This is a genomic window from Pseudomonadota bacterium, assembly GCA_039815145.1.
Classification (GTDB): domain Bacteria; phylum Pseudomonadota; class Gammaproteobacteria; order Steroidobacterales; family JBCBZW01; genus JBCBZW01.
Genome location: JBCBZW010000067.1, coordinates 1 through 26,046, shown reverse-complemented (window position 1 = coordinate 26,046; position 26,046 = coordinate 1). Strand labels below are relative to the sequence as shown.

Annotated in this window: 20 protein-coding genes; 15 read left to right on the top strand and 5 right to left on the bottom strand. The window is 67.6% G+C overall.

Features of this window, described 5'->3' with window-relative positions; genetic code table 11:
* Positions 1 to 307: 307 nt before the first annotated feature.
* The 3 genes from AAF184_15930 (at position 308) to AAF184_15920 (ending at position 3,165) form a co-directional block, all read left to right on the top strand.
* The gene (locus AAF184_15930) at positions 308 to 1,645 is read left to right on the top strand and encodes an ATP-binding protein (GenBank protein MEO0423828.1); all 1,338 of its coding nucleotides are present in this window, start codon (positions 308 to 310) and stop codon (positions 1,643 to 1,645) included.
* 177 nt (positions 1,646 to 1,822) lie between these two features.
* Positions 1,823 to 2,173 carry a winged helix-turn-helix domain-containing protein gene (locus AAF184_15925; protein MEO0423827.1) on the top strand — a complete coding sequence of 117 codons (351 nt, stop codon included), beginning with the start codon at positions 1,823 to 1,825 and terminating at the stop codon, positions 2,171 to 2,173.
* Positions 2,174 to 2,343: 170 nt separating this feature from the next.
* Positions 2,344 to 3,165, top strand: coding sequence for an enoyl-CoA hydratase/isomerase family protein (locus AAF184_15920; GenBank protein ID MEO0423826.1), 822 nt, complete (start codon positions 2,344 to 2,346; stop codon positions 3,163 to 3,165).
* 9 nt (positions 3,166 to 3,174) lie between these two features.
* Here AAF184_15920 and AAF184_15915 read toward each other — a convergent pair whose 3' ends face one another.
* Positions 3,175 to 4,218 (bottom strand): glycosyltransferase family 1 protein, encoded by a 1,044-nt coding sequence (locus AAF184_15915; protein ID MEO0423825.1) that lies wholly within the window; start codon positions 4,216 to 4,218, stop codon positions 3,175 to 3,177.
* A 189-nt stretch (positions 4,219 to 4,407) separates the two neighbouring features.
* Complete coding sequence (locus AAF184_15910) at positions 4,408 to 6,018, bottom strand: ATP-dependent DNA ligase (GenBank protein MEO0423824.1); 1,611 nt, start codon at positions 6,016 to 6,018, stop codon at positions 4,408 to 4,410.
* On the opposite strand from AAF184_15910, the gene AAF184_15905 reads away from it, so the two are divergent.
* On the top strand, positions 6,005 to 6,880 hold the full coding sequence (locus tag AAF184_15905) for a DNA-formamidopyrimidine glycosylase family protein (protein ID MEO0423823.1): 876 nt from the start codon (positions 6,005 to 6,007) through the stop codon (positions 6,878 to 6,880). The genes AAF184_15910 and AAF184_15905 overlap by 14 nt on opposite strands.
* Position 6,881: 1 nt before the next feature.
* Here AAF184_15905 and AAF184_15900 read toward each other — a convergent pair whose 3' ends face one another.
* Complete coding sequence (locus AAF184_15900) at positions 6,882 to 7,814, bottom strand: rhomboid family intramembrane serine protease (GenBank protein MEO0423822.1); 933 nt, start codon at positions 7,812 to 7,814, stop codon at positions 6,882 to 6,884.
* Between the two features lie 121 nt (positions 7,815 to 7,935).
* On the opposite strand from AAF184_15900, the gene AAF184_15895 reads away from it, so the two are divergent.
* Entirely contained in the window at positions 7,936 to 9,384 is a 1,449-nt protein-coding gene (locus AAF184_15895; GenBank protein MEO0423821.1) for a M48 family metalloprotease, read from the top strand.
* Positions 9,385 to 9,394: 10 nt separating this feature from the next.
* Complete coding sequence (locus tag AAF184_15890; GenBank protein MEO0423820.1) at positions 9,395 to 10,768, top strand: TonB family protein; 1,374 nt, start codon at positions 9,395 to 9,397, stop codon at positions 10,766 to 10,768.
* Positions 10,769 to 10,771: 3 nt separating this feature from the next.
* Here the strand turns inward: AAF184_15890 and AAF184_15885 are convergent, their stop codons facing one another.
* Complete coding sequence (locus AAF184_15885) at positions 10,772 to 11,464, bottom strand: hypothetical protein (GenBank protein MEO0423819.1); 693 nt, start codon at positions 11,462 to 11,464, stop codon at positions 10,772 to 10,774.
* The gene (locus tag AAF184_15880; GenBank protein MEO0423818.1) at positions 11,464 to 12,072 is read right to left on the bottom strand and encodes a hypothetical protein; all 609 of its coding nucleotides are present in this window, start codon (positions 12,070 to 12,072) and stop codon (positions 11,464 to 11,466) included. Before AAF184_15880 ends, AAF184_15885 begins: the two co-directional genes overlap by 1 nt.
* 274 nt (positions 12,073 to 12,346) lie before the next feature.
* Here AAF184_15880 and AAF184_15875 point away from each other — a divergent pair, with 274 nt between their 5' ends.
* The 9 genes from AAF184_15875 to AAF184_15835 all read left to right on the top strand — a co-directional run bounded on the left by AAF184_15875 (position 12,347) and on the right by AAF184_15835 (position 25,907).
* Complete coding sequence (locus AAF184_15875; GenBank protein MEO0423817.1) at positions 12,347 to 14,818, top strand: hypothetical protein; 2,472 nt, start codon at positions 12,347 to 12,349, stop codon at positions 14,816 to 14,818.
* An 82-nt stretch (positions 14,819 to 14,900) separates the two neighbouring features.
* Positions 14,901 to 16,202 (top strand): hypothetical protein, encoded by a 1,302-nt coding sequence (locus tag AAF184_15870; protein ID MEO0423816.1) that lies wholly within the window; start codon positions 14,901 to 14,903, stop codon positions 16,200 to 16,202.
* A gap of 58 nt (positions 16,203 to 16,260) precedes the next feature.
* Positions 16,261 to 18,621, top strand: a complete 2,361-nt coding sequence (locus tag AAF184_15865) for a protein kinase (GenBank protein ID MEO0423815.1) — start codon at positions 16,261 to 16,263, stop codon at positions 18,619 to 18,621.
* 18 nt (positions 18,622 to 18,639) lie between these two features.
* Complete coding sequence (locus AAF184_15860; protein ID MEO0423814.1) at positions 18,640 to 21,165, top strand: PEGA domain-containing protein; 2,526 nt, start codon at positions 18,640 to 18,642, stop codon at positions 21,163 to 21,165.
* A 14-nt stretch (positions 21,166 to 21,179) separates the two neighbouring features.
* Positions 21,180 to 21,572 carry a hypothetical protein gene (locus AAF184_15855; GenBank protein MEO0423813.1) on the top strand — a complete coding sequence of 131 codons (393 nt, stop codon included), beginning with the start codon at positions 21,180 to 21,182 and terminating at the stop codon, positions 21,570 to 21,572.
* A gap of 18 nt (positions 21,573 to 21,590) precedes the next feature.
* On the top strand, positions 21,591 to 22,403 hold the full coding sequence (locus AAF184_15850) for a MotA/TolQ/ExbB proton channel family protein (GenBank protein ID MEO0423812.1): 813 nt from the start codon (positions 21,591 to 21,593) through the stop codon (positions 22,401 to 22,403).
* Positions 22,400 to 23,794 carry an FHA domain-containing protein gene (locus AAF184_15845; GenBank protein MEO0423811.1) on the top strand — a complete coding sequence of 465 codons (1,395 nt, stop codon included), beginning with the start codon at positions 22,400 to 22,402 and terminating at the stop codon, positions 23,792 to 23,794. The genes AAF184_15850 and AAF184_15845 overlap by 4 nt, the downstream gene beginning before the upstream one ends.
* 5 nt (positions 23,795 to 23,799) lie before the next feature.
* Complete coding sequence (locus tag AAF184_15840; protein MEO0423810.1) at positions 23,800 to 24,891, top strand: VWA domain-containing protein; 1,092 nt, start codon at positions 23,800 to 23,802, stop codon at positions 24,889 to 24,891.
* Positions 24,888 to 25,907 carry a VWA domain-containing protein gene (locus AAF184_15835; GenBank protein ID MEO0423809.1) on the top strand — a complete coding sequence of 340 codons (1,020 nt, stop codon included), beginning with the start codon at positions 24,888 to 24,890 and terminating at the stop codon, positions 25,905 to 25,907. Before AAF184_15840 ends, AAF184_15835 begins: the two co-directional genes overlap by 4 nt.
* Positions 25,908 to 26,046 lie beyond the last annotated feature (139 nt).

Sequence of the window (26,046 nt, the reverse complement as noted above, 5' to 3'; positions counted from 1 at the left end):
GCCTTTTGTAAACAATGCAAACCCTCCGGGCGGGGTTTGGGCTCCCGGTATCGGGGGGCGTGCTCTTTATCTCACTCTTTTTGGGTGCGCACCCCCAACGCCGCAATGGCGTCAGTCAGGCTCGCCCTTCGGGTCTGTGCAGGGGCGCTGCCACCGGCGTTGCGCCACTTACCAATGGCGGGGCCATTGGCTGCGCGACGCGCCTTGCTGGCAGCGCCCCTGCACAGACTGAGCGTTACCTTATTTACCAAGCGGCCCACTAGAGTGAGCGTAGGATCTGGGGTTCGGGGGCAGAGAAAGCAGCGCGATGGCGGTCAGGATTTCCTTCGAGGGGCGGGCAGCCGCGCTCGTGGGCCTTGCGGTGGCGGCAGCCGTGGCCGTGACCGCCTACGTCAGCCTGAGTTTGCAAGCGCCGTTGCTAGGTGTGGTGGCGGGCCTCGCGGTTGGCGTGCTCGGGGCGGTGGTCAGCACACACTTGCTGTGGCGCCCCCAGCGCCGCGCGCTCATCGCGCTCGGCGACGGCCTGGAGCGGTTGGCGGACCGCGACTTCTCCGCCGGCGTCGGTGCTCCCTCGGGGCTGGACGCGCTCAGCGGCATCTCCGAAGCCTTCAACACGCTGACCCAGGTGATGCGCGATGAGCGCCTGACCTTGTTCCAGCGCGAGCTCTTGCTCGATACGGTGCTGCAGGCGAGTCCCCTGGCGCTGCTGCTCACGTCTTCCGGCGGGCGCGTGATCTACAGCAACGCGTCGGCTCGCCAACTCTTCAACCGCGGCGCCAAGGTGGAGGGTCTCGCCTTCGACACCTTGCGCGGCCAGGCCCCTGAAGGACTACGCGAGGCCCTCGAACGCGATCGCGACGGCCTTTGCACGGTAGAGATCGACGGCCAGCACGAGGTGTACCACGTGAGCCGGCGCGCCTTCACCCTCAACGCGCGTCAGCATCAGCTCTACCAGATCAAGCAGCTCACCGCCGAGATCTCTCGCCAGGAGGTCAGCACCTGGAAACGGGTGATCCGCGTGATCTCCCACGAGCTGAATAATTCCCTGGCACCGATGCGCTCCCTCGCCAACTCGGGTCGGCGGCTGGTGGAGACGCACGAGGGAGCCCCCGCGGGCCTCGATCTGGTGTTCGACACCATCGTCGAGCGCGCGGAGCACTTGAGCGGCTTCATCCAAAGCTACGCGCGCTTCGCCAAGCTGCCCTCGCCCAGGCCCGAAGCGATCGACGGCGAGGAGTTCCTGCGTCGCCTGGGCGGAGTGGTGAGCTTCCGCGCCACCGGTGCACCCCCTCAGCGGCCACTGACGGCCGATCCGGCCCAGCTCGAGCAGGTGATGATCAACTTGCTCAAGAACGCCCACGAGTCGGGATCCGCGACGGAGCAGGTCGAGTTGGAGATCGTGGAGGACCCCCGGCGGGTGCGCCTGCTCGTGCGGGACCGCGGTCAGGGCATGTCGGAGGAGACTCTGGGCAGCGCGTTGCTGCCGTTCTACTCCACCAAACGCACCGGGACTGGGCTTGGATTGCCCCTGTGCCGCGAAATCGTGGAGGCGCACGGCGGACGTTTGCGAATTCACAACCGAATCGAAGGCGGCGTCGAAGTCATGGTTGAGTTGCCGTATACGGCAGCAGCTGCGAAGCCCTAGATGCGACTAAATCCCGGATTACGAAGGAGAAAATACGTAATCGGGAGGAGGTGGCGGAGTTTTGGATCAGTTTTGTCTAGGTTTTGTCGATCTCAATGTTCGTCATTCCATTGACAAGCCCGATTGTGGTGACTAGGGTTTCGTGTGTTCCCCGAACTCAACAACGGAGTAACCGACATGCAGGAATCCTCAAGCCGGAAGTCGAACTGGGCCTATCTGAGCAACCACGGCCACGTGCTGGTGTGCCTGGCCCGTGATCCGAACGCCCGCCTGCGCGATGTGGCTGCCGCCGTCGGCATCACCGAGCGCGCCGTCCAGCGCATCGTCGCCGAGCTCGAAGCCGGTGGTGTGTTGATCCGCGAACGTGAGGGCCGTCGTAACCACTACACGCTCAACCGTGACTGCTCCCTGCGCCATTCGGTGGAAGGCGGCGCCACGGTGGGTGATCTGCTCGAGGCGGTCCTCGGTCCGCGCCAGGTGACGCAGCCCGCCGCGGCGTCCGTCACCGAGTTCGCTCGCGTCGGCTGATCAGGCCATCGGGGGCCTCTGCTGCCGGCTCACTGGCCGGCGCCCGACGGTCCGCCTAGCCCCTAGGCGATGATCGTCGCGGCGTCGGCCGGTCTCCCCGGTCAGCGACAGGCCCATCAGGTCGGCTCGGGGTAGACTGGTGTGTCTCCCAAGCGCGCACGAGCCGGCCCATGGACCTTGATCAGTACGCCAACGACTACCCTTCCCTAGATTTCTCCACACCCCATCCCGGGGTGCTCCAGATCGAGCTTCCGCCGGCGCCGGGGCTCGAGATCGCCGTCGCCGATGGCGACATGCACGGTGACTTGGCCGACGTGTGGACGGCAGCCGACGGCGACGCCAACGTGCGCTCCGTGTTGATCGCCGGTGGCGGCCGAGATGGTTTCTGCGCCGGCGGCGCCTACGATCTGATCGACGAGATGGTGGCCGACGACCGTGCCCTGCAGCGCGTCTGGCGTGAGGCGCGCGATCTCGTCTACAACATCATCAACTGCTCCAAACCCATCGTGTCGGCCATCCACGGGCCGGCGGTGGGTGCCGGCCTGGCGGTCGCCCTCCTGGCGGATGTCTCGATCGCGGCGCGCGACGCACGCCTGCTCGATGGACACGTCACCCTGGGCGTCGCGGCAGGCGATCACGCCGTCATGATCTGGCCGCTGTTGTGCGGCCTGGCCAAGGCGCGCTACCACCTACTCACGAACACCCCCATCTCCGGCGAGCAGGCCGAGCGCATGGGGCTGGTGTCCCTTTGTGTCGAGCGAGAGGAGCTGGCGGATCGGGCGGTGGACGTCGCCGCCAACCTTGCCGATGGCAGCCCCTCAGCGATTCGCTGGACCAAGTACGCCCTCAACAACTGGTTGCGCCAGGCGGGACCCGCCTTCGATGCCTCCCTGGCGATGGAGTTCATGGGCTTCCGTCAGGCCGACGTGCACGAAGGGCTGGCCGCACGCCGGGAGAAGCGACCGCCGAATTTCGACGATGACGCGTGGTGAGTACCGCGCTCAGGTGACCTTCTGCTCGTTCCGCGCGTCGACCTGTCCGTCGGGCCGGGCGGCGTCGACGAGGTTGGCGAAGAAGCTGCGGCTGGCGGATCGCCAGGAGCGTTCCAGAGCCGCTTCGCGGCAGTCTTTCGCATCTAGCGCCAGGGCGCCCTTCACGGCGGCGGCCAAATCCTCATCGAGAATGCCCGTGACCCCACGATCGACGACGTCGATGGGGCCCATCACAGGATAAGCGGCCACCGGCACCCCGCAGGCCATCGCCTCGAGGAGCACCAAGCCTAAGGTGTCCGTTCGGCTCGGGAAGACGAAGACGTCTGCCGCTGCCAGGTAGCGGGTGAGCTCCTCGCCGAAGCGGTAGCCCGTGTACACCGCCTCGGGGAAGTCCCGCTGCAGCTGCTTGAGGGCGGGGCCATCGCCGACGATGTACTTGGTGCCGGGGATGTCCAGGCTCAGGAAGTCCTCGAGGGTCTTCTCGACGGCGACCCGGCCGACGTACATGGAGATGGGGCGCTCGTCCTTGAGGAAATCCTTGTCGTCGGGGTGGAAGGCCTCCGTATCGACCCCGCGAGGCCAAAGCACGACGTTCTCGAAGTTGTTCGCCACCAGATCCTCGCGCTGGGTCTCCGTGCCCACCATGGTGTGGGCGGCGGCGCTGTGAAACCAACGCATGTAGCCGTAGGACCAGCTCAGGGGAATGGGAAAGCGGGCGCGTACGTACTGGGGGAAGCGCGTGTGGTAGGAAGTTGTGAAGAGCAACTTTCGCTTCAGGCAGTACTTGCGTGCGGCGAGCCCAAGGGGGCCCTCGGTGGCGATGTGAATGCTGTCGGGTTGCAGCTCGTCGAGCATGCGTGCCACCTTGCGGCCGGGGAACAGGCTGAGTCGGATCTCCGGGTAGGTGGGGCAGGGCGTGCGCAGGAAGTCCTGCGGCGTCACGTAGTGCACCTCGTGACCGTCGGCGATGAGGCACTCGCCCGTGTTGACCAGCGTTGTAATGACGCCGTTAACCTGCGGCTTCCATGCGTCGGTAACAATGGCGATCTTCATAGCGGTGGTCACGGCCCCGTGTTAGACGATGAGGGTGGGCTCGGGCAGTGCGCGCAGGCGCAGGTGGAGGCGTCGCTGACCGCGGATCGCTTGCGCTCGGACGCCCCATCGCAGACCCCGGGTCGACTCCGCGGCGCACGATAAACGATCGTCCTGCGATTTGGTAGCGCCCGGTTGCAGGGGTTCGGCCTACGCGGTGGGCAGGAGCTTGCGCAACTCATCGAGCGTCGTTGCCTCCTGTGGGGCCTTGTCGTCGCGCCGGCGCCGATAGCGAGCGAAGCGCAAGGCCAGGCCGCCCGGATACTGGGGGCTCGCCTGCACGCCATCGAAGGCGATTTCGTAAACGATGCGTGGGGGCAGCTCGATGCCGAGGGCGTCGCGACCTTGGGCCAGGGGAGGCAGCTGCTCGGTCTGCCAGCGCAGCACCTCGTCCGTGAGGCCCTTGAAGGTCTTGCCTACCATGACGAAGCCATCTTCCCCGGCGCGGGCCGCGAGGCGCAGGTTGCTCATCATGCCCTTGCGCCTTCCGCTGCCCCATTCGCAGCCGATGAGCACGAGATCGGCGGTATGCGTGGGTTTCAGTTTGAGCCAGGCCCCGCCGCGGCGCCCGGCGGCGTAGGGGGAGTCGAGGTCCTTGGCCATCACCCCCTCGTGGCCATCCGCCAGCACGCGGTCCACGAAGCTGCCCACTTGCTCGGGGTCCGCACTCTCGAGCCTCATCACCTGATCGCCGGCGGGCGCCAACGAGCCCAGGGCTCGAAGTCGCGCGTGCAGGGGTTGGTCGATGAGGTCCTCACCGTCGAGGTGTAGGCAATCGAACAGGCGCAGGCTGAGGGGGATCTGCTCACGCATCGCGGCAACGTCGAGGCGCCGCCCGAAGCGCTTCATGGTGCTCTGAAAGGGCAGCGGGCGATCGTCTTGCGGGCGCAACGCGATGGCCTCGCCCTCGACGATGAACGTGGGCGTTGGGCGAGCCATGGCCCACTCCACGAGTTCGGGGACCGCCGCGGTCACATCGTGCAGCTGGCGGGTAAAGACCTTCGTCTCGTCGTGCTGGCGATGGATTTGCACCCTGGCCCCGTCGAGCTTGCTCTCGAACACCGGGCGCGGGCAGTGGGCGAGGGCATCGGCGATGTCCTTGGCCGACTGGGCCAGCATGGGCTGCAGCGGATGGAGCAGGCGCAGGCGAGCCGCAGCCAGGGCGGCGTGATCCCCTCGGCTGGCGAGGCGTGCCACCGTCGGCAGGTCCCCGCCGAGCATGGCAGCGCGGCGCACCAGGGGCAGATCGAGCTGGTAGGCTTGCGCGATCGCATCCGCCATCACCCCCTCCAGGGCACCGTGCCGCACCTCTCCCACCAGCAGGCGTCCGAGGTAGTCGCGCTGCGCCTGCGAGAGCTCGCTTCCTAAGGTCCGCAAGGCTTCTCCCCGAGCGGCCTGTGACCCAGCGCCGCGCGTGGCGGCGAGGGCATCCAGGGTGTCGTGCAGGCGGGCCAGGGTCAGGGTGGTCGGGGTGGCGGGCTCACCCTCGCTGGTGAGGTGGGCTTGCACCGTGCGATAACCGATACCGATGCGCCCCTGGGGCAGGGTCCCCGTGAGATAGCAGGCGGCGAGGAAGGCATCCTGCTCATCGGCCGGGGCGAGCAGTTCCGCCACCAGGGTGGTCTTGCGTTTGCGGCTACGCGTTTCGGTAAGCGCGGCGGACAGGGTGACCAGGTCGGCGAAGGAGAGGGCAGTGGGCACGCGGATACCTTGGCGGAAGGGGCGATAGGTGCCGGAGTTTCCAGACGTGGAAGTGTACATCGAGGCGCTGGAGGCGAGGGTCGTCGGCGCTGTCCTCGAGCGCTTGGAGATCACCAACCCCTTCGTGTTGCGCACTGTGTCACCGGCGGTGGCAGAGTTTGCAGGTCGTCGCGTGATCGCCTGTTCGCGCCTTGGTAAGCGTGTGGTGCTGCACGTGGAAGGCGACCTCTACGCGGTTATCCACCTGATGATCGCAGGGCGCTTGCACTGGTCGACGGGCGCACCGAAGCGCAAGGGGCTGCTACGAATACACTTCGATCGGGGATGTCTGCTCTTGACCGAGGCGGGCACCAAGCGCCGCGCCTCGCTGCACCTGGTGCGGGGGGAGGACGCGCTCGCCGCCCTCGATCCCGGTGGCGAGGAGGTGATGGGCCTCAGCCTGCAGCGCTTCCGGGAGATCGTTGCCGAGCACAACCATACCTTGAAGCGCTTCCTGACCGACCCGCGCCTGCTGAGTGGCATAGGGAACGCTTATTCGGATGAGATTCTGCACGAGGCGAAGCTCTCGCCCGTGCGCCTGACCTCACGCCTCGACGACGCGCAGTGCGAGCGCCTGTTCCAGGCTGTGCAGCACGTGTTGGTCGATTGGCGCGATCGCCTGCGCGCACACTACGGCGATCGCTTCCCGGCCAAGGTCACCGCCTTCCGCGAAGGCATGGCCGTGCACGGGCGCTACGGTGAGCCTTGCCCGCGCTGCGAGACGGCAGTGCAACGTATCCGCTACGCGGAGAACGAGACCAACTACTGCCCCCGCTGCCAGACGGACGGCAAGTTGCTTGCCGATCGCTCCCTGTCGCGCCTGCTGAAAAAAGACTGGCCGCGCACGATCGACGAGTTGGAGCGCACGCGCACCGGGGCCTGACTCAACTGGCGAAGGCGATCCACCAGGCGAGGGCCAGCAGCGTCGGGGCGACCCCCGCCATGGTCCACTGGGCGCGCATGCTCGGGGGGCCCTGGCGACGCAGCACCTCGCCCCACGCCCAGCCGCCGCCGAGGCCGCAGAGAAAGCCGGTCAGGTGAGCCCCGACGTCCGTGCGTTCGTCGCCCACGCCGAGGAAGGCGAGGAGGGCGACACCGGCGACCACGGGGCCGAGGCGCCGCAGCCAGCGCTCGCCGGCCTGGGCCAACTGCACTCGCCATTGGAACGCCGCGATGAGTCCGAGGGCGGCGAACACGCCGGTGGAGGCACCGACGGCCGAGTGACTGATCGGCTGTAGCCAGGCATTGAGCAGATTGCCGGCGGCCCCGCACAGTAGGATCGTGAGCCACGCGGCTCCGCTCCCGAGCGAGAGGCTGGCGATGAACCCGAACACCACCCCGAACACCAGATTGCCGAGCAGGTGGGCCATGTCCAGATGCAGGGTCAGGGCGGTGAATACGCGCCACCACTCGCCATCGCGGACCAGTCCGGCTTGCAGGCGTCCGGCCTCCAACCAGTCCCGACTGCCAAGGAAGGTGGTCTGGGCAAAGGCGAAGAACACCAGCGTCAGAACCAGGGCCATGGCGCCGAAGCGTGCGCCGAGCGCCGCCTGACGCGGCCGCGCGAGCGTATCGGCGCCCGTGCCCCAGCGATCCTGCCCGCCCTGGTGTTCGGCCTCGTAGCGGACGATCTGCTCCAGCGCGTGGGCGGCGAGGGGCTCCGGCACCAGCAGCATCAGGGCGCCCTGCGGGTCGCGCGCCCACTCGCAGGGCAGATCCAAGGCCGTCAGGACGAACGCACGATCTGCCAGTCGTTGGTAGTCGCGGCCTCGAAGGACCACGCGCCAGCCCGGCCAGAGCTCCCCATCTGCGCTCATCGAAGGATCCTGCCGTCGTCACCACCGCCTTCCTTGCCTGCCGTCGGGGCGGCCGTTACTGTCGTCAGTCCCGCCGCCTGAAGTGGAAAACTAAATCCGCTGGATCCGGTCAGAGGTGAGCATGAACACTCGTAACGCTTGGTCATTTCCTACCGCTCTCGCCCTATTCGCTGCGTTGTTCGCGCCGCTCCACGCGTCGGCGATGACCGAAGAGGAGGAGATCCTCATCGGCCGCCAAGCCCACGCGCAGATCCTCCGCCAGTATCGCGTCTACAAGGACGAGAAACTGCACGAGTACGTACGCTCGGTCGGCTCGCGCCTCGCCGCGGTGGGCGAGCGCCCCGAGCTCAAGTACACCTTTACTGTGCTCGATTCGCCGGAAGTCAATGCCTTCGCGGCGCCCGGCGGCTACATCTACGTGACCCGCGGCCTGATGAGCTACCTCAACAGCGAGGCCGAACTCGCTGCCGTGCTCGGCCACGAGGTGGGCCATGTGGCTCTGCGTCATGCGGCGCGGGGCGAACGTAATTCCCAGCTCACCAACATGCTCGGCACGCTGCTCGCGGTCGCCACCGGCGTGCCCGGGGCGATTTTCGCGGGTGATTTCGCTGGATCCGTGCTCACCGCGGGCTACGGCCGCGGCCTGGAACTCGAGGCGGATGAGGCGGGGGCGCGCTACCTGGCCGCGACCGGCTACGACCCCGAGGCGATGATCGATGTCATCCGCGTGCTCAAAGATCAGGAGATCTTCGAGCTCAAGCGGGCTGAGGTGGAAGATCGCGAACCCAACGTCTACCACGGCGTCTTCGCTTCTCACCCCTCCGCCGACACCCGCCTGCACGAGGTGGTGAAGAAGGCGGGCAAGGCCAAGGAGGGTGCCGAGGGCGAGGTGCTCAACGAGTTCACCTTCTTGAACTTCAGCGACGGCATGATGTTCGGCATGTCGCCGGCGGAGCCCCGGCGGGCTCGCGGCGAGCAGCACAACCCCGACATGGGGGTGGGCCTGCGCGTGCCGCTCGGTTGGATCGTCAAGATGGGCAAGAACCAGATCCTCGCCGAGCCGACCGACGCCGATGCCGTGCTGCAGGTAAAGGCGTACAAGAACACGCGAGCGCGAGATCCCAAGGAGGTGCTCATGCGCCGCGTGGGGCGGGACGCGACCCTGCTCGATGCGTACCCTGTGGACGTGAACGGCTTCCCCGGTTACACGGCGATCGCCGAACGTGCCACCTCGCCCTTCGGGCCGAGGAACGTGCGCTACGGCGTGGTGCTGGTGGGCGATCAGGCCTACATCTTCGCTGGCGCCGTGCAGAGCACGACCGACCAGTTGACGTACGATGCGGAGTTCAAGCGCGCGATTACGAGCTTGCGCCTGCTGACGTCGAAGGAGCGCGACCTGGCCCGTCCACGCATCATTCGCCTGGAGCGGGTACAACCGGGCATGACCTTTGCGTACCTGGCGGCCACCTCGCGCTTACCGCACTTCGCCGAGGAGCAGCTGCGCCTGATCAATGGCATGTTCCCCGAGGGCGAACCCGAGCCCGGAAGTTACGTGAAGATTCTGGAGTGATCGCGTGGGAGTGAGTGAGTTGCGCAATGCGCTGATCGGCCTGCTGGGAGGTCCCCTGCTGCTGTTGTTGCTCGGGGCGAGCACGGCACTGAGTCAGGAGGCGGAGGAGACGGACGCCGTCGCCCCCACCGTGAGCAACGCTGACGAGCCCGCCGCCGTCGCCGATGACGCAGAAGCGTTCAGCCGCGAGCTCATCGACCAGCTGGTCGCCGCCCACAGCAGCTACGTGGAGTCGGGTGACGCGCAAAAGGCACTGCAATCCGCCGCTCTGCTGCGCGAGATATACGAGGAGCGCTACGGCGCAGACAGCTTCGAAGCGCTGCCCTATATCAGGCTGCACGCCCACTCGTATCGACGCCTTGGAGACCACAACAACGCTCGGCGCTTGTTCGAACGGGTGATCGCCCTCACGGAACGCTACGATGGGCTCTACAGCTTCAGCCTTGTGGACATGCTCGGCAACCTCTCCCAGCAGTTGGTGGAGCTCGGTGAGGTCGAGGCGGCGGAGAGTGCGTTGCTGAGGGCCAAGTTCATCACCCACCGGCGTCTTGGCATCACCAACCTGGACCAGGTGGAAGTGCTGCGGGCCTTGTCCGATTTCTACCTCGACAGCTCTCAGATCGAAAGGGCGCAGCGCGAGCAGGATTTCATGCTCCGTATCCACGAACGGAAGTACGGCGAGGGCTCGCCGGACCTCATTCCGGCGCTCTTCGAGTACGCGGATTTCTACGTCGTCGGCCTGCAGGACTTTCAGCGGGCGCTGCCCGTGTATCGCCGCGCGCTGGAGATCTTGGAAGAAGCTTACGGGGAAGATGATCTGCGCCTGGTAGAGCCGCTGAAGGGCATCGCGCTTACTTACTCGAAGCGCAGCTACTTCCGGGGCGAAGGCAAGCGTGCGCTGGATCGGGCGGTGTCGTTGTACGAGAACGACGAGTACGCGGACGTCGACGACTACGTCGAGGCCCTGCTGATACGTGGTGACTGGTACCTGCAGAGCAACAACCCTGGCGAGGCCGTGGTCAACTACCAACGCGTTTGGCAGCTCCTGGCGGAAACGGACAGCAGCGGTGGGCGTGCGCAGGCGCAGTTCAGCCAGCCCTACCAGGTCGAGTACATCTATCCGCAGTACGTGTACCCGAGCTTGCGCTCAAGACCTGGTCTGAGCCCGGAAAACTATCTGGAGTTGACCTTCACCGTGAGCCCTGAGGGGAGGGTGACCAAAGCCCGTGTTTCCGACAGCACAGCCACTCGACGGATGGAGAATGAATCGCTCTCGGCCATTCGAGCGGCGCACTTCCGACCGGCATTGGTCGACGGCGAACCGGTCGCCGCAGACGTCACCATGCGCCAGTTTTTCAGAGCGCGGCCTTCGAGAAAGAAGTAGGCGCTAGCCCTCGAGGGCGAGGAACTCCACGAGGCGGTCCGCCAAGCCCCGGCACGCGGTCACCCGCGTTCGCGCGATGATGGGGATGGGCACCACGATCGCCGGCAGGTAAGACGTACCACGCGCGGAGCTGGTCATGACGCCAGCATCGGTGGACGTCTCCAGATCCCAGATCGACGCCTCGTAGTTGCTGTCGTTCTCCCACCACTGAAAGCCCAGGCAGCCGACGCCAGCACCGATCTCGCAGGTGATGCTGCCGCCGCCGTCGACGGTTTCCGTCTCGCCGTCGAGCCACACGATGTAGCGCACCCCCGTGTCTTCGAGCCGTTCGGTGACGCCCGGGTGTGCCAACAGCTCAGGCAGGTCTTCCACGGTGGTGGGGGCGTAGCGGGGTTCGAACCAGGGGAACAGGCCGTCCAGGAATTCCTGTTCCGTGCGCAGCTCCATCCCGGGGTTGCCGGTGAGCAGCGCATCGGCGACGCAGTTGGTAAACCCCTGCTCCGCTTCTCGTTGGTTGTTGAAGCGCCGCGTGAGGAGCACCACGGCGTCGCCCGAGGCCATACCTCCGCTGGTCACCGACTGGCGGGCCTCTTCCACACGCGCCGTCACGCAACCGGTCTGAGACAGGGTCACGGCGAGCAATGGGAGCAGCGCGAGCGCACCGCGAACGTGAGTGCCTGGAAGTGTCTTGCGCATCATGAGCCCTCGCTGAGGCCGACGACCGACGGCCGTTTCTGTAGGTCTAGTGCTAGGACCGCAGCGGCGTCCCGAAGTGCTTCTTCATTCGCTTGCGAGAGCGAATTGGTGCCAACCAGGCCAGTGGCTCGGGTGCGTCCGTAGCTGTCCACCTTCCAGCTGTCCAGCACGTCACCTGACGGTGACAGTAGGTCGACCTTGTAGCGGATCGACACAGAGTAGAAGTCGACGCCTGATTGGTCTGGGGTCAGAAACGCGTACTCGTCCACCGATGGGGCGATGATGGCGTCCACGCCATCGCCGCGCGGTTCATCCAGGGGCACGTGGGCGCTGAACACGGAATCGACCATTCGATCGAACATATTCACGTTGGCCTCGCCGAGTTCGACGTTGATCTCGGGCCCGTAGAGCAACTTCTCGATGTAGAGAAAGTTGCGGAAGTCCTCCTCGTAATACACGCCGATGGTGACCGGCAGGGCAGCCATCAAGGGCGTCGGCACGCTTGCCGGCACCTCGATGTTGCGGGCGCAGCCGACCATCAGCAATGCGAGCGCGCCGCAGGCGAGGGCGGCAGGAATCCTTCGAACGCGCCAGATCTTGCGAATCATTGACGAGCCTTACCTTGCTCCTTTCCGGTGAATCCCCATCCTGCCCCGAGCCCTGCCCCGGTGGCAATGTCATCGACGTTTCGGGAGTGGCGTTGTATCGTCTACGTCGAGCCGATCGGCGCTTCGACGGCACCTCCCGGGCATCGGGCCTGTCACCCACCAGCGTCGGGCCGAACCATCTGCTTTTTCTCCACTCTAAGCCTGCGGGTACCCGACTCCGGCAAACCGCTCCCGCCGGCCCGTCGACAACGAGTGGAGCGATAGGGGACACGCCATGCGTACCGCCAAACAGCTCATCCTCGCCGCCGCCGCCAGCGGGGCGTTGCTCACGGGCGCCGCCTGCAACGACCAGCAGCAGCAGACATCGTCCCCGCCCCCGACCAGCTCGCCGTCCTCATCGGGCGGCGCGCCGTCGACGCCGCCGGCCGGGCAGCAGAGTCAATCGCAATCCAGCAGTCGCCAGCAGCAGCAGCGCCAGCAGCAACAGCAGCAGACGGCCTCCAGTTCGTCCTCCAGCAGTAGCAGCTCCTCCTCTTCTTCTTCCAGCTCCAGTTCGCCGTCCAGTCCCAGCGCCTCGCCCTCCATCCCGGGCCAGACGCCCGTGAGCACGGCGAGCCTGCCCCAGGGCGGTCTGCCCAATCCGAACGCGGCCCCGGCGTCGCAGCCCACGCCCGGCTTGCCCAGCAAGCCCAGCGACGGGGGCGGCGAGCCTTCGTCCGCCTCCTCGTCTTCCCAATCGCAGGGTGAGAGCGGGGAGGCGAGCGCGGATGCGTCCACCAACCCTGCGGGCGAGAGCCTCGGCGGCGGCGATGAGTCGGCCTTGCCGCCGGATCCCAATGCCGAGGCGGGCCCCCAGGGCAACGACGATCCGGATCTGTTCGCGGATCCGACCGAGTCGAGTAGTGCCGCGGAAGCGGCGGTAGCCGCAGCGGACGCCGCCTCCGAGGCGGTGGAGGAGGCTCAGGAGTCCCTGGACGAAGCGCTGGCCGAGGCCAGCGAAGCGACGGACTCGGCCAGCGAGTCCCAGCCGAGCGAATCCAGTGAGTCGGCGCAGGAGGATCTGTTCGAGGAGCAGCAGGAGGCCAGCGAGTCGCAGGCCAACAACGCGAGCTCACCGAGCAGCAGCGCGAGTTCCGCCTCCGCCAGCAGCGCCAGCGCCTCTTCCAGCCAGGCGAGCGCCTCGGACAGCTCTTCCGGGGCGACCGCGTCCGCCTCGTCCTCGAGTGCGGCCTCGTCGTCCTCCGCGTCGGCGTCCTCGAACGCGGCTTCGTCATCGTCCTCCGCTTCCTCCTCATCCAGTGCAGCGCAGGCCTCGGCCCAAGCCCAGGCGGCGCAGGAGGCTGCGCAGCAGGCGGTGGACGCGGCACGCGAAGCGGTGGCGGCAGCGTCCGACGCCGCCAGCGACGCAGCGACACGACAGAATCAAAGCGCGGGCGGCGGCGCGCAGGCCTCGACGGCGTCCTCGCCGAGCACCGCCGGCGGCGATGCCTCCGCGCAGCGCCAGCAGTCCGCGTCCACGGACGTAGCCCAAACAAATGACGCCGAGCGCCTCTACCAGGCCTCGATCGAACTCCAACGCGCGGCCGAACAGATGCGCGCTGCCGGCGAAGCCATCGCCGAGGCGAATCAAGAATCGGAGGCGGCCGCCGACGCCGCCAGCAGTGCTGGAGGGTCCGAGGGCGGCAGCTCATCGCCGGCGGGGTCGGAGCAGCAGGGCGACGAACAGCGTGCGGCGCAGGCCGCGGGCGGTGGTCAGCCCGGTGAGGAGGAGGGCGGTGAGCCCGCCGGTGGCGGTACTCCGCAAGAGTCCGGAGACCCCGAAGATTTCGAACGGGCGGCTGAAGCGCTCGAGCGCGCCAGCGCTCAGATGGCGGAGGCCGCGCGAGAGGCTGCCGGCGCGCGGGTGGCTGGCGAGGCCGGTGAACCCGGCGGTCGCAGCGATGACGTGGGTTACCAGCGTCCGCCGCCGCGCGTGGTGGTGGCGGTGCCGATCCCCTCGCGCACGGGGGGCGCTTCGTTGCCGCTGCCGTTGCCGCGCAGTCAGGGAGGCCGTCCCCCGGCCGGCAGCCCGGGTGGGCAGCCGCCGTCGGGGCAATCAGGTGGCGGTGGGCAGCCCGGGGCCCAAGCCACTGGCGGTCAACAGGGCGGTCAACCCGGTAGCCAGGGCCAGAGTTCCCCAGGCGGCGCCGGCGGCGCTATCCCCGATGTCGGCGGTGGCAGCAGCGGCGGCGCGGGCGGCCAGGGCGCTGACTGGGCCGAAGACGATTTGGGTATCGGCGGCGGACAGACCGTAGAGGAGCGCGTCGCCGAGTTGGAGGAAGAACTCCAGGGCAGCCTCGCTAACTACGACGGTGAACTGGCGGACGCGCGGGAAGCCGCGGCCGCCGCTGGGCGTGTTGCCTACGCCGATGTGGTCGGCGGCGCCGGCGGTGGTGGTGGGGAAAACGACGCCGGTGGCGCGCAGAGCGGTGCTGCCGGTGGCGGCGTCGGCGCGACGCAATCCGGGCAGCAAGGGCCTTCGGCCACGCCTGTGGTGCTCAACGGCGGCGGCACCGGCCAGGGCGGCGTCGCGGCGCCGAGCTCGAACACGCGGGTGGACGTGCCCGAGGACATCCCGGACCCTCAGGGTGACGATGTGGTGGCGCGACAGATTCGTGAAGCGGCTATGCGAGAGTCGGACCCGGAGTTGCGCGAGCGCCTCTGGGACGAGTATCGCCGCTACAAGGCAAGTATTTCCGGCGGCTAGCGATGACCGCCGTAGGCTGACAAGCACGATTGGTGCGCGCGGGTAGGTGCGGCCGGTCGTGCGGGAACAGACGAGGAGACGAATGGTGCGCTGGAGCGATTCTCAGGTACCGATGCTTGCCCTGGTGGCAGCGTTCGCGGCGGCCCTTGGTGGGGCTGGCTGCGTGAGTACGACGGTGATTCAGACCGGCGCGGTGACCGCGCAGCAGGCCGAGGTCGAGTTGCCGGAGGAGCAGCTGCTAGATGTGGGTATCACCGTGTTCGACCCCGGCCTGCCGACGCCCGAGGAGAAGGAGGCGACGAAGCAGAAGAAGAACACGGTCTCGATCTCAGAGAGTGTGCGCAACGCCGAAGCTCGCTACATCCCCTACGTGTTGAGCGAGACCCTGCAGCAGACCAACCATTGGGGTGCGGTACGGGTGATTCCGAGTGCCTCGAACAGCGTTGATCTCACCGTCTCCGGTGCCATTCTTCACTCGGACGGAGAACGCCTCAGCCTGCGTGTCGAGGCCCGCGACGCCACCGGCCGCCTGTGGTTTGAGAAGGAATACGATCACCTAACGGGGCAGTTGTCCTATCGGGATTCCCTACCGCTCAACCAGCAGCGCCTCGACCCCTTCCAGGATCTCTACAACATCATCGCCAACGATCTCGCCCTGGCGATGGAGCAGATCACCCCTGAGCAACGGGTGGCGATTCGCCAGGTGGCCGAGCTGCGCTTCGCCGGCGATCTCTCCCCCGAGGCGTTCGGCGATTTCCTGGCCGAAGACGGCGGCTTGTACAAGGCCCGTCGCCTGCCGGCCTACTCCGACCCGATGGTGGCGCGCATGCGCCGCATCCGCGAGCGTGAGTACCTCTTCTTCGACACGCTGGATCAGCATTTCCAAACCTTCGCCCAGGAGATGGACGTGCCCTACGATGAATGGCGCAAGTACACCTACGATGAGGTGATCACCCTGCGCGAAATCCGGCGTCAGGCCCTCGCCCACAAGCTCATCGGCAGCGCTGCCATCGCCGGCGGCTTGTTCGTCAACACGGACAGCAGGGCCGGCAGCCTCGCCGAATGGACCGCGATCACCGGCGGCATTGCCGCGCTCAAGGTGGGCATCGACAAGAGCCGACAGTCGCGCCTGCACGCGGCAGCCCTGGAGGAGCTCAATGGATCCTTCGAGGCGGAGGTGGAGCCCATGGTGGTCGAGATCGAAGGGCAGACCGTCACCTTGCAGGGCTCCTTAGACAGCCAGTTCGATGAGTGGCGCACGATCTTGCGTGATATCTACTCGCTCGAGACGGGCGAGACCTTCAGCACCGCGAGCGACAACGGCGAGAGTGGTACCAGTTCTGCGGCTTCCGGTCAGGGCACCGGAGAAAGCGCACCGCGTTGAACCCGGCTAACGAGGGCGATCGCGCAATCTGCAGAGGGCCGCAGCGGTGGCCGGCGTGTTGAGCGAAGGTCGCCGATTAGACGATCGTTTCGTCCTGCGCCAGCGCCTCGGCGGCGGGCACCACGGCTCCTCGGTCTGGTTGGCGGAAGATCTGCAAGCGTCCCGGCCGGTAGCCCTGAAGTGCTTGGGGCATCCGGCGGATGCGGCGCAACGCCGTGCGTTGCTTGAGCACGAGCGCGCGGCGATGTCCCGCGTGCAGCACAGCGCCGTGGCCCGCGCCCTGGACGTGATCGAGGCCGAGGGCCAGTCCTTCCTCATGATGGATGCGGTGTTGGGCCAGAGCGCCGGCAGCGTGTCGCTCGCTGGCATTCGCCCGCGTGAACTCTCGAGCCTGCGTGGCGCCCCGGGGGAGGACTGGATCCGCCCCGCGTTACAACTCGCCTCCGGCCTTACGGCCGTGCACGACGCCGGGGTCATCCACCGCGACGTCAAGGCGTCCAATGTCCTCATCGATGCGCAGGGCAACGCGCTGCTGATCGATTTCGGTGTCGCCGCGATCGTGAGCGATGCGCCGGCGAAGCATGCCCTGCGCAGCGGCGGGTCGCCCCTGTCGATGAGTCCGCAGCAGCGCGCTGGTGATGCCCCCAGCATCGCCGACGACGTGTACGCCTTCGGTGTGCTGTTGCACGAGCTGGCTTTCGGTCGCGTGCCGGTCGAGGGCGTGAGTGCCGGTGCGGACGCGAGCAGCGCCGGACTGGCCGACCTGATTCGCCGTTGCCTGCAGGAGGCGCCGGCCGATCGCCCGGCGGACCTGCGGCAGGTGGCCAAGGCCCTCGCCCAGGTGGCGAGCACCGATTTCAATGCCACGCGGGCACCATTGGCCCTGCGCGCCGTGAAGGCGGCCGAGTTCATCCAGGCGGCGCCCGTGCGCAGCGTCGCCCGCGTGGGGGCCGCCGCGACCGCCGCGGGCAAGGCTTCCAGGGGTGCCAGCGGCGGCGTGCCCTGGCGCTTGCTCGGCGCGGTGTCCGCCGTGTGGTTGCTCGTGCTCTCCGGGGTAGTGCTGAGCTTGCTGTCGCCGAAGGTGGATGCACCCGCCACGGTGGGTCGCACCTCAGCGCCGCCCGCGCCCACCGCGGAAGAACCTTCGCGCGCGGAGTCCAGCATCGCCGCGCCGATGGAGTTCGCGCGCCTGCGCCGCGAGCGCGACGCGATGCTCGATGACGTCAACCGCGTGCTCGATCTACGCTCGGCCCTCGAGGCCCGTGACGTCGCCAATTGGGGCGGGGACGCCTACCTCGAGGCCGTCGCGCTCGGGGATCGTGGTGATGAGTTGTTTAAGGCTAACGATTTTATTGCATCGGCGGAGGCCTACGCGCAGGCGGCGACCCTGTTCGAGGAATTGGAGGTCCAGGCGCCGGAGGTGGCCGCCAGTCGCTTGCAGGATGGCTGGGCAGCCTACGAGGCGGGTAAGGCGGCGGACGCCATTCTCGCCTTCGAGCAGGCCCTCGCCATCGACGATTCGCTGCGCGATGCGCGCGATGGCCTCGGCCGGGCACAGCAGCTGGACCAGGTGCTGGCGCTCACGAGCAAGGCCCAGGACCTGGAGCGCGCCGGTGACCTGCGCGATGCGGCCAGCGCTTACGAGCAGGTGCTCGCCCTCGACGGCGATCGTCAGGATGCGCGCACGGCGCTGGCCAATCTGCGCTCGCGCCTCGATCGCTCGAGCTTCGATCAGCGCATGTCCGAGGGCTTCGCGGCCCTGTCGGCGGGGGACTTCACCGGGGCGAGGCGCGCCTTCGAGGCTGCCGGCCGCCTCGACCCCAACGCCAGCGTGGTACGCGATGCGCTCGCCCAGGTGGATGTGGATGCGCGCGGCCAACAGCTTTCCGCCCTCGGCACCAAAGCGGAGCAACTGGTGGCACAGGAACGCTGGCGTGAGGCGTTGGAGGCCTACGACCAGGCCCTGGCCATCGATGCCAGCCTGCGCTTCGCCCGCGAGGGGCGCGAGGTCGCGGCGCGCATGAGCGAGCTTTACGAGCAGCTGAGCTTCTACGCCGATGACCCCCAGCGGCTAACGGACAACTCGATCCTGCAGCGAGCGGCGCGGGTCCTCGACAGTGCGCGCCAGGCGACGCCTCGCGGCCCTCAGCTAGAGGAGCGCCAGGACCGCCTCGCCCGCGCCATCGACGAGGTGCGCCAACCTGTCCTCGTGCGCCTCGCGTCGGACAACCGGACCGAGGTGCGTATTCTGCGCGCGGCGGATCTGGGACGCTTTCAACAGACGGAACTACAGCTGCGACCCGGCCGCTACACGGTCATCGGCACGCGCGACGGTTACCGTGACGTACGCGAGGAATTCACGGTGACCGTCGGCGGGCAGAGCCAGGTCATCGATGTGCGCTGTGTGGAGAAGATCTGAATCGATGGGTAAGCGGCGGTGAGCGCAAGCAGGTTACTGATAGGGCGGGGCGGTGAAGAGGACGCCTACGTGCTGCCGGTCACCCTCGGCCGGACGGCGCAGGGCGGCTTGGGCATCGGTGACAGCCAATCCGCTCAGGCCGAGCTGAGCGAGCTCGAGGGGGGCGAGATCTGGTTGCGCCCGGCGCCTGGCGGCACGGTGCTGCACAACGGCGTCGCCGTGGGCGAGCACGGTGTGCCCTTGCGGGCCGGCGATCAGGTGGTCCTGGACGGGCAGTCCTATCTCGTCGGCCGTCCCGCTGCCGGGGTGTGCTCGTTGACGCACGTCGGTGGCGAAGCCTTGTCGGCCACCCTGCCCCCGGACGAGGCGGAGGTCTCAGCCCTGGCGGCGAGCCCCAACATCGCGCCGGCGGCAGGAGATGCCATCGGCGCCACGCCCATCAGCGCCAGCGCTGCAGGAGCGGGGCGCACCGCTGGCAGCAGCGATGCTGCCGCTATCGCGCCCGCCGAATTTTCCCGTTCGGCGCCCGTGGTCGAGCGCTCGCGCGGCGTGCCTTGGCAGGTGCCCGCGGGGCTAGTCGCGGCCGTGTTTCTCGTCGGCCTATGGTTTGTGTTCACTGCTCGGTCGGTGACTCTCGACATCACGCCGGCGCCGGAGAGCGTCAGCGTGGAAGGAGGCCTGTGGAAGGTCTCCTTGGCGGAGCGACGCTTGATGCGCGCCGGCGAGTATCGGGTGGCGGCCGAACTCGAGGGCTATCACCCGTTGCAGGAGGTATTCACCGTCGGCGCGGCGCCTGCCCAGACCTTCACCTACGAGATGGCGAAGCTCCCCGGCCGCATCACGGTGCAGACCGATCCGCCGCAGGGCGTGTCCCTGACCGTGGACGGGGAAGAGCAGGGGGCCACGCCCCTGCAGGTGCTGTCGGTGGAACCCGGTGAGCGTGTGTTCGCGGCGAGCGCGCCACGCTATCAGTCGGCGAGCGTCACCGTGGACATCGAAGGACTGGACCGACCGCAGACGGTGGAGTTGGCGCTCGCCCCGGATTGGGCGGACGTGGAGGTGAGTAGCTCGCCGCCGGGCGCGGAGATCCGCGTGGACGATGAGGTACTGGGGGCCACGCCGGCCACCGTAGAGGTCTTGAGCGGCACGCGTCAGTTGGAGCTGAAGCTCCCCGGGCACAAGCGCCATCGCCAGTTCCTGCAGGTACGCGCGGGAGAGCCCCAAGCCCTGGCGCCGGTCACCCTCGCGGCCGCAGACGGCTTGGTGAACCTGCGATCGACGCCGACGGGCGCCCTGGTCACGGTGGATGGCCGCTTCGCCGGGCAGACTCCCGTCGAGTTGGAGCTGCAGCCCGATCGTAGCCATCGCATCCAGCTCAGCAAGGCAGGCTACCAGCCCCTGAGCCAGCGGGTCACGGTGCCGAGCGGCCAGGAGCGCAGCTTGCAGCTGTCTCTGCAGGCGATCACGGGCACGGTGGTGATCGAGGTCGAGCCTGCGGATGCGGAGCTGTTCGTCAACGGCCGCTCGGTCGGCACGGGCGTGACCCGGGTGAGCTTGCCGGCCGTGGAGCAGGTGATCGAGGCGCGTCGCGCGGGCTACGCGGCGGCAACCGCGCGCGTCACCCCCCAGGCGGGCTTCGAGCAGCAGGTGAGCATCGCCCTGCTGACTGAGGACGATGCGGCGTACGCCGCGATACCGAAGCAACCGGTGGTGGGCCCGGGCATCGCCCTGCAGTTCATCGATCCGGAAACGGTGCCGGGCAATCGCGACGGCGTCCTGCGCTTTTCCATGGGCTCCTCGCGCCGCGATCCCGATCGCCTGGCGAACGAAGTGCAGTACGAGGTCGAACTCACGCGGCCCTTCTACGTCTCAACTAGAGAGATCAGCAACGCACAGTTCAGCGCCTTCCGCCGCGGCCACCGCTCCGGCGCGCTGGCGCAGAACCCGTTGGGCGATCCGCAGCAGCCGGCGGTGCAGGTGAGCTGGCAGGACGCGGCGGCGTACTGCAACTGGCTCAGCCGCCAGGAGGGCTTGGCGCCGGCCTACGTCGATCAGGGCGGGCAGCTGGTGGCCGCCTCGCCCATGACCACGGGCTATCGACTGCCAACGGAGGCTGAGTGGGCGTGGCTGGCGCGCTTTGCCGGTGGCGAGGCCTTGAAGTTCCCTTGGGGCGATCGCCTGCCGCCGACGGAGAACTCCGGCAACTACGCTGGCGCGGAAGCGCGCTCCGTCGTCGGTGCGCAGCTTCGCACCTATGAAGATGCTTTTGTGGTGAGTGCGCCGGTGGGGTCCTTCCCGCCCGGTCGCCTCGGGTTCTACGACCTCGGCGGCAACGTGGCCGAATGGGTCCACGACTGGTTTGGGATCAATGTCGAGCCCGGTCCCTTGCGCGACCCGCTGGGGCCGAACTTCGGGCGCCAGCGCGTCGTGCGCGGGGCGAGCTTTCTCACCAGCGGCGCCACGGAGCTGCGCCTGACCTATCGAGACTTCGATGACAAGGCGCGCGAAGACCTGGGGTTCCGTGTGGCCCGCTACTATCGCTGAGCGAGAGGTGTGTGATGAGTGAATCCAAGATCCGCGCTGAGACCTTACCCAACGCCGTGCGCCTTAGCCTGATGGGCTTGGCGCTATTTGCCCTGCTCGGCGCAGGCGCCGTGGTGCTGGCCCAGGGTGGCGAGGACGAGCCGGCAGCGGAGGAAGAGGACTTCGGCGCCGGTGATTTCAGCGCGCCCACGGCCCAGGGCGAGGAAGAGGCGCCCCAGCGCATCGACCTGGGCAACAGCGGAGGCGGTGGCGCCATCACCGCTGAAGAGGCCGCGGAGGCGGCGAGCCCGCGCACGGACGGCGGGGACGCCTCGGATGAGGACGGCGCCGGTGTCGATGACACCATCTTCGTGCCCACCGAGGAGATCCGCGTGGACACAGACATCGCATTTCCGGTTGATATCTAGAATAAAGAGTTAACGCGCATGACAGGCAGCAGCCGACGCTACGGGTTCGAGTTCTTCTTCCAGCTGACCGCGCTGGTGATCGTGATCATAGCGGTGCACGCCGTGTACGTGACCACCGTGCGTCCACTGGCCGATGCCATCATGGAGCAGCAGGCGGAGAACATCGAAGCTGACCCCAACTACGTGCCCGAGCGGTCCGTGTACATCGTGGTCCGCGACTTCGAACAGGAGACCTGCTTCATCCTCATGTTGTGGGCCATGGCCATCATCGGCCTGAAGGGATGGGAGGCGCTCGGCGAGCGACGCATGCTCGATGGCGAACTCATTCCCTTGGCGGAGGGCCTGAGTATCCTGCCGTCGGACACGCGCGAGTACGCGCGCCCGGTGCAGGCCTTGCCCGACGGCCAGCGTCAGATGCTCCTGCCGCGGGCGCTGCTGACCGCCCTGCATCGCTTCTCCTCCACGCGCGACGTGCAGGATACCTCCACGGCCGTGCGCTCGGTCTGCGATGCGGAGAGCGATCGACTCGATTCGGAACTCTCCCTCGTCCGCTACATCGCCTGGGCTATCCCATCCGTCGGCTTCATCGGCACCGTGCGCGGTATCGGCGCGGCCCTCGGTGAGGCGCACAAGGCGGTCGAGGGCGACATCACGGGCGTCACCGCCAATCTCGGCGTGGCCTTCAACTCCACCTTCGTCGCCCTCCTGCTCAGCATCGTGTTGATGTTCGTGCTCTACCAGCTGCAGCAGTTTCAGGAGCGCCTGGTGCTGGACACGCAGAGCTATTGCGATGAGCACCTGATCGCTCGCCTGCAGGTGCGCGGCGCATGAGCACGCTAGTGCTCGAGCTGGCCGATTCGGGCGTTTCCGCCTGGAACGACAAGGCCGCCTCGCTGGTCTCGAGCCCTGGCTACGCCCTGCTCGAGGCCGGTGCGGTGCAGGCGGTGGGCGAGGATGCTTACGCCCGCGCCCGCCTGCAACCCCGCGCCATCCACGATCGCTTCTGGGACGAGCTCAGCCTGGAACCCCTGGCCAGTGCGGCCGCCAACGGCCAAACGGCGGCGGACCTGGCCTGCGAGCACCTTACGCGCGTGTGGGAGTCGCTGCGCAGCCATGAGCCGAAGGAAGTCTTCCTCGCCGTGCCGGGTACCTACGACCGCGATCAGCTGGCCCTGGTGCTGGGCATCGCTCGCGAGGCCGGGTTGCCGGTGACGGGTCTCATCGACGCGGCGCTGGCCGCGGTGCAGGCCAGCGACCCCGGGCGCACGCTCATGCACCTCGACGTGCATCTGCACCGAGCCCTGATCACCCGCTTCACGCAAGGCGAACAGCTCTCGCGCGCCGGCGTGGAAAGCACGCGCGGCAGCGGGCTGCGCGAGCTGCGCGAACGCTGGATGGGGGCGATCGCCAACGCCTTCGTCGAGCGGACGCGCTTCGACCCGCTGCACCTGGCCGAGCACGAGCAGCAGCTGTACCAGCAGCTGCGCGCCTTGTCGGCTGACCTCGGTAGCGAGGGTCGCTTGTCGCTCGAGATCAGCACCTCCGGGGCGACCCACAGCGCGCAGGTCGACGGGCAAACCCTGCGAGAAGCTGCCGATCAGGAATATCAGCGACTGCTCGAGCTGGTGAGCGCTGCCAGTACGCCGGGCGAGGCGTTGCTGCTGCAGCTGTCCCACCGTGCCGGATCGCTTCCTGGCCTTACGGAGTTGCTAGGCGAGCTGCCTGGCGTTGAGGTGCAGGTGTTGGGCCCCGACGCGGTGGCCCACGGTGTCCTCGCCCTCGGTGACGCGCTACGCCAACAGGACGGCGGCGAGGGCGTGCCCTACCTGACCCAGGTGGCCTGGCAGCAGGCGGGCGCGGCGAGTGCCTCCGCGCCCTCGGCGCCGCCCCGGCTGACCCCGACGGCGGACCAGATGCCCACCCACGTGGTGTACGAGGGGCTCGCCCAACGCTTGTCCAGTACCCCCTTGATGGTCGGTGCTCAGGTAGGAGGCGACGGCGTCCCCGCCCTCCAGCTCGGCGCACCCCTGCGCGGGGTGTCGCGCCAGCATTGCGCCCTTAGCGTCGGCGCGGACGGGCTCGTCACGATCACCGATCACAGCACGCACGGCACGTGGCTCAACGGGCATCGCATCGATGGCCAGGCCGCCCTGCGCCTGGGTGATCGCCTGCGCGTGGGCACGCCCGGTCACGAGCTGCACCTCGTGCGCGTCACGAGCTAGCGACGATGGCACGGCGCAGCCGCCTCAACGCGTTCAGCCTGTCGTTCCTCGACATCATGTCCTGTGGCTTCGGCGCGGTGGTCCTGTTCTTCATGATCATCAACAACGAGTCGCGCGTGCGCGCCGACGACGCCGAAGCCGAACAGCTCAGTGAGGTCACGCGCCTGGAGCTCGCCCTCGACACCCAGCAGGAACGTCTGGCGGAGGCGCGCAACACGCTGGCGCGCGTGGTCGACGAGCTCGACGCCACCCAGGGCCGCAGCGCCCAGCTCATCTCCCGCCTGGAGTTGACCCGCGAAGAGCTCGCTGACCTCGAGGAGAAGACGGCGGCGAGCCGGGAGAACGTGAACAAGCTCACCTCCGACCTGCAGTCCGTCGACGATGAGACGGAGCGCCTGCGGGTGGAGTCGGAGGGGGCGGACTTCGGCAACGCCCGACGGGCCTTCGAGGGTGAGGGTCAGCGCCAGTACCTCACGGGCCTGCGCCTCGACGGCGAGCGCGTGCTGGTACTGCTGGATACCTCCGCGAGCATGCTGGATGAGACGATCGTCAACGTGATTCGCCGGCGCAACATGCGCGATGAAGACCGCAAGGCAGCGCCGAAATGGCAGCGCGCCGTGCGCACGGTGGAATGGCTGATCGCACAACTCCCGCAGGAGTCGGCGTTCCAGCTCTACGCCTTCAACACCGCCGCCCAGCCCACGCTCGAGGGCACCGGCGGCATGTGGTTGGGCCTGGATCAGGCCACCCGCCTCGAAGAGGTGGTGGGCGGACTGAAGGAGCTCTTACCGAACGGAGGTACTAGTCTGCATAACGCCTTCCTCGTGGCCCAGGAGTTCGAGGAGCCGCCGGACAACATCGTGCTCATCACCGACGGCTTGCCCACGCAAGGGCGCAACCCGCCGAGGCGGGCCACCGTGAGCGCGCGCCAACGCCTGCGCCATTTCGAAGATGCGATCGATCAGTTGCCCAGCGAGGTGCCCGTGAACATCATCCTGTTCCCGATGGAGGGTGATCCACGCGCCTCCAGCGCCTTCTGGCAGCTGGCCCAGTTCACCGCCGGGTCCATCATGAGCCCCTCGAGGGATTGGCCATGAGCGATACGCCGTCCTCCAGGCGCCGCTCGCGGCGCGAGGTGGAGCAGGTCAGCCTCTCCTTCCTCGACGTGATCAGCTGTGGCTTTGGCGCGGTGATCCTGCTGCTGGTGATCTCCAAATTCTTCGAACCCGTCAACCTCGAGCGACGCGGTGAAGAGCTCGACGGCGTGATCCAGGCGCTCGAGGCTCAGCTGCAGGAGATTCGCGGGCAGGCCACCATCCTCAACCGTGAACTCGCGGGCCGCGAGTTGCAGCTCTCAGAGTACCGGGAGCTGCTGGCCCGTCTGCAGGGGGATTTCTCCAAGGTGCAGGGCGAGTTCGAGTCGACGCGCCGTGAGTCGGAAGTGACCGCCATCATCGAGGAGCGCCTGGCCGTGGCCCGGCAGGATCTCAGCGAAGAGATGGAACGGCTGATCGGGCGGAACTACCGTCGCAACCTGGAGGATACGATCGGCGGGATCCCCGTCGACTCGGAGTACATCGTCTTCATCGTCGACACCTCCGGCAGTATGCAGAACTACGCCTGGGATCAGGTGATGCGCACGCTGGAGCAGACCCTGGACGTCTACCCCACGGTCAAGGGCATGCAGGTCATGAACGACATGGGGGACTACATGTTCCCGCGCTACGCGGGCGAGTGGATCCCAGACACGCCCTCGCGGCGCAAGGCGGTGATCGATCGTATGCGCACCTGGGCGCCGTTCAGCAACTCGAGCCCCGTCGAGGGGATTCAAAAGGCCATCTCCACCTTCTACGCACGCGACAAGCGCATCAGCCTCTACGTGCTCGGTGATGAGTTCGCGAGCGGTGGATCGATGGAGAACGTGCTGGATACGGTGGACCGGCTCAACCGCCTCGATGCGCAGGGTTCGCGACGGGTGCGTATTCACGCCGTCGGCTACCCCACGCAGTTTCTCGCCAATTCCGCCCGTCGCGTGACCGGTGTGCGCTTCGCCACGCTCATGCGGGCTATGTGTGAGCGCAACGGTGGCACCTTCGTGGGCTTGATCGACTGATCCTAGTGTCCTGTCCCGTAAGTTCGTTGAAGAATTCGCGGGTACTTTTTGCCCCTAGGCGCGTTGCTCCTCCTCCCGTGGGGCCTGCCACGCTCGTCGTCGCGCCGCGCCTAGGAACAAAAAGCCCCGTGCGACTTCT

Coding starts and splice junctions, on each gene's coding strand:
- AAF184_15930 (MEO0423828.1), top strand. CDS start 308: ATGGCGGTCAGGATTTCCTTCGAGGGGCGGGCAGCCGCGCTCGTGGGC.
- AAF184_15925 (MEO0423827.1), top strand. CDS start 1,823: ATGCAGGAATCCTCAAGCCGGAAGTCGAACTGGGCCTATCTGAGCAAC.
- AAF184_15920 (MEO0423826.1), top strand. CDS start 2,344: ATGGACCTTGATCAGTACGCCAACGACTACCCTTCCCTAGATTTCTCC.
- AAF184_15915 (MEO0423825.1), bottom strand. CDS start 4,218: ATGAAGATCGCCATTGTTACCGACGCATGGAAGCCGCAGGTTAACGGC.
- AAF184_15910 (MEO0423824.1), bottom strand. CDS start 6,018: ATGTACACTTCCACGTCTGGAAACTCCGGCACCTATCGCCCCTTCCGC.
- AAF184_15900 (MEO0423822.1), bottom strand. CDS start 7,814: ATGAGCGCAGATGGGGAGCTCTGGCCGGGCTGGCGCGTGGTCCTTCGA.
- AAF184_15895 (MEO0423821.1), top strand. CDS start 7,936: ATGAACACTCGTAACGCTTGGTCATTTCCTACCGCTCTCGCCCTATTC.
- AAF184_15885 (MEO0423819.1), bottom strand. CDS start 11,464: ATGCGCAAGACACTTCCAGGCACTCACGTTCGCGGTGCGCTCGCGCTG.
- AAF184_15880 (MEO0423818.1), bottom strand. CDS start 12,072: ATGATTCGCAAGATCTGGCGCGTTCGAAGGATTCCTGCCGCCCTCGCC.
- AAF184_15875 (MEO0423817.1), top strand. CDS start 12,347: ATGCGTACCGCCAAACAGCTCATCCTCGCCGCCGCCGCCAGCGGGGCG.
- AAF184_15870 (MEO0423816.1), top strand. CDS start 14,901: ATGGTGCGCTGGAGCGATTCTCAGGTACCGATGCTTGCCCTGGTGGCA.
- AAF184_15855 (MEO0423813.1), top strand. CDS start 21,180: ATGAGTGAATCCAAGATCCGCGCTGAGACCTTACCCAACGCCGTGCGC.
- AAF184_15850 (MEO0423812.1), top strand. CDS start 21,591: ATGACAGGCAGCAGCCGACGCTACGGGTTCGAGTTCTTCTTCCAGCTG.
- AAF184_15845 (MEO0423811.1), top strand. CDS start 22,400: ATGAGCACGCTAGTGCTCGAGCTGGCCGATTCGGGCGTTTCCGCCTGG.
- AAF184_15840 (MEO0423810.1), top strand. CDS start 23,800: ATGGCACGGCGCAGCCGCCTCAACGCGTTCAGCCTGTCGTTCCTCGAC.
- AAF184_15835 (MEO0423809.1), top strand. CDS start 24,888: ATGAGCGATACGCCGTCCTCCAGGCGCCGCTCGCGGCGCGAGGTGGAG.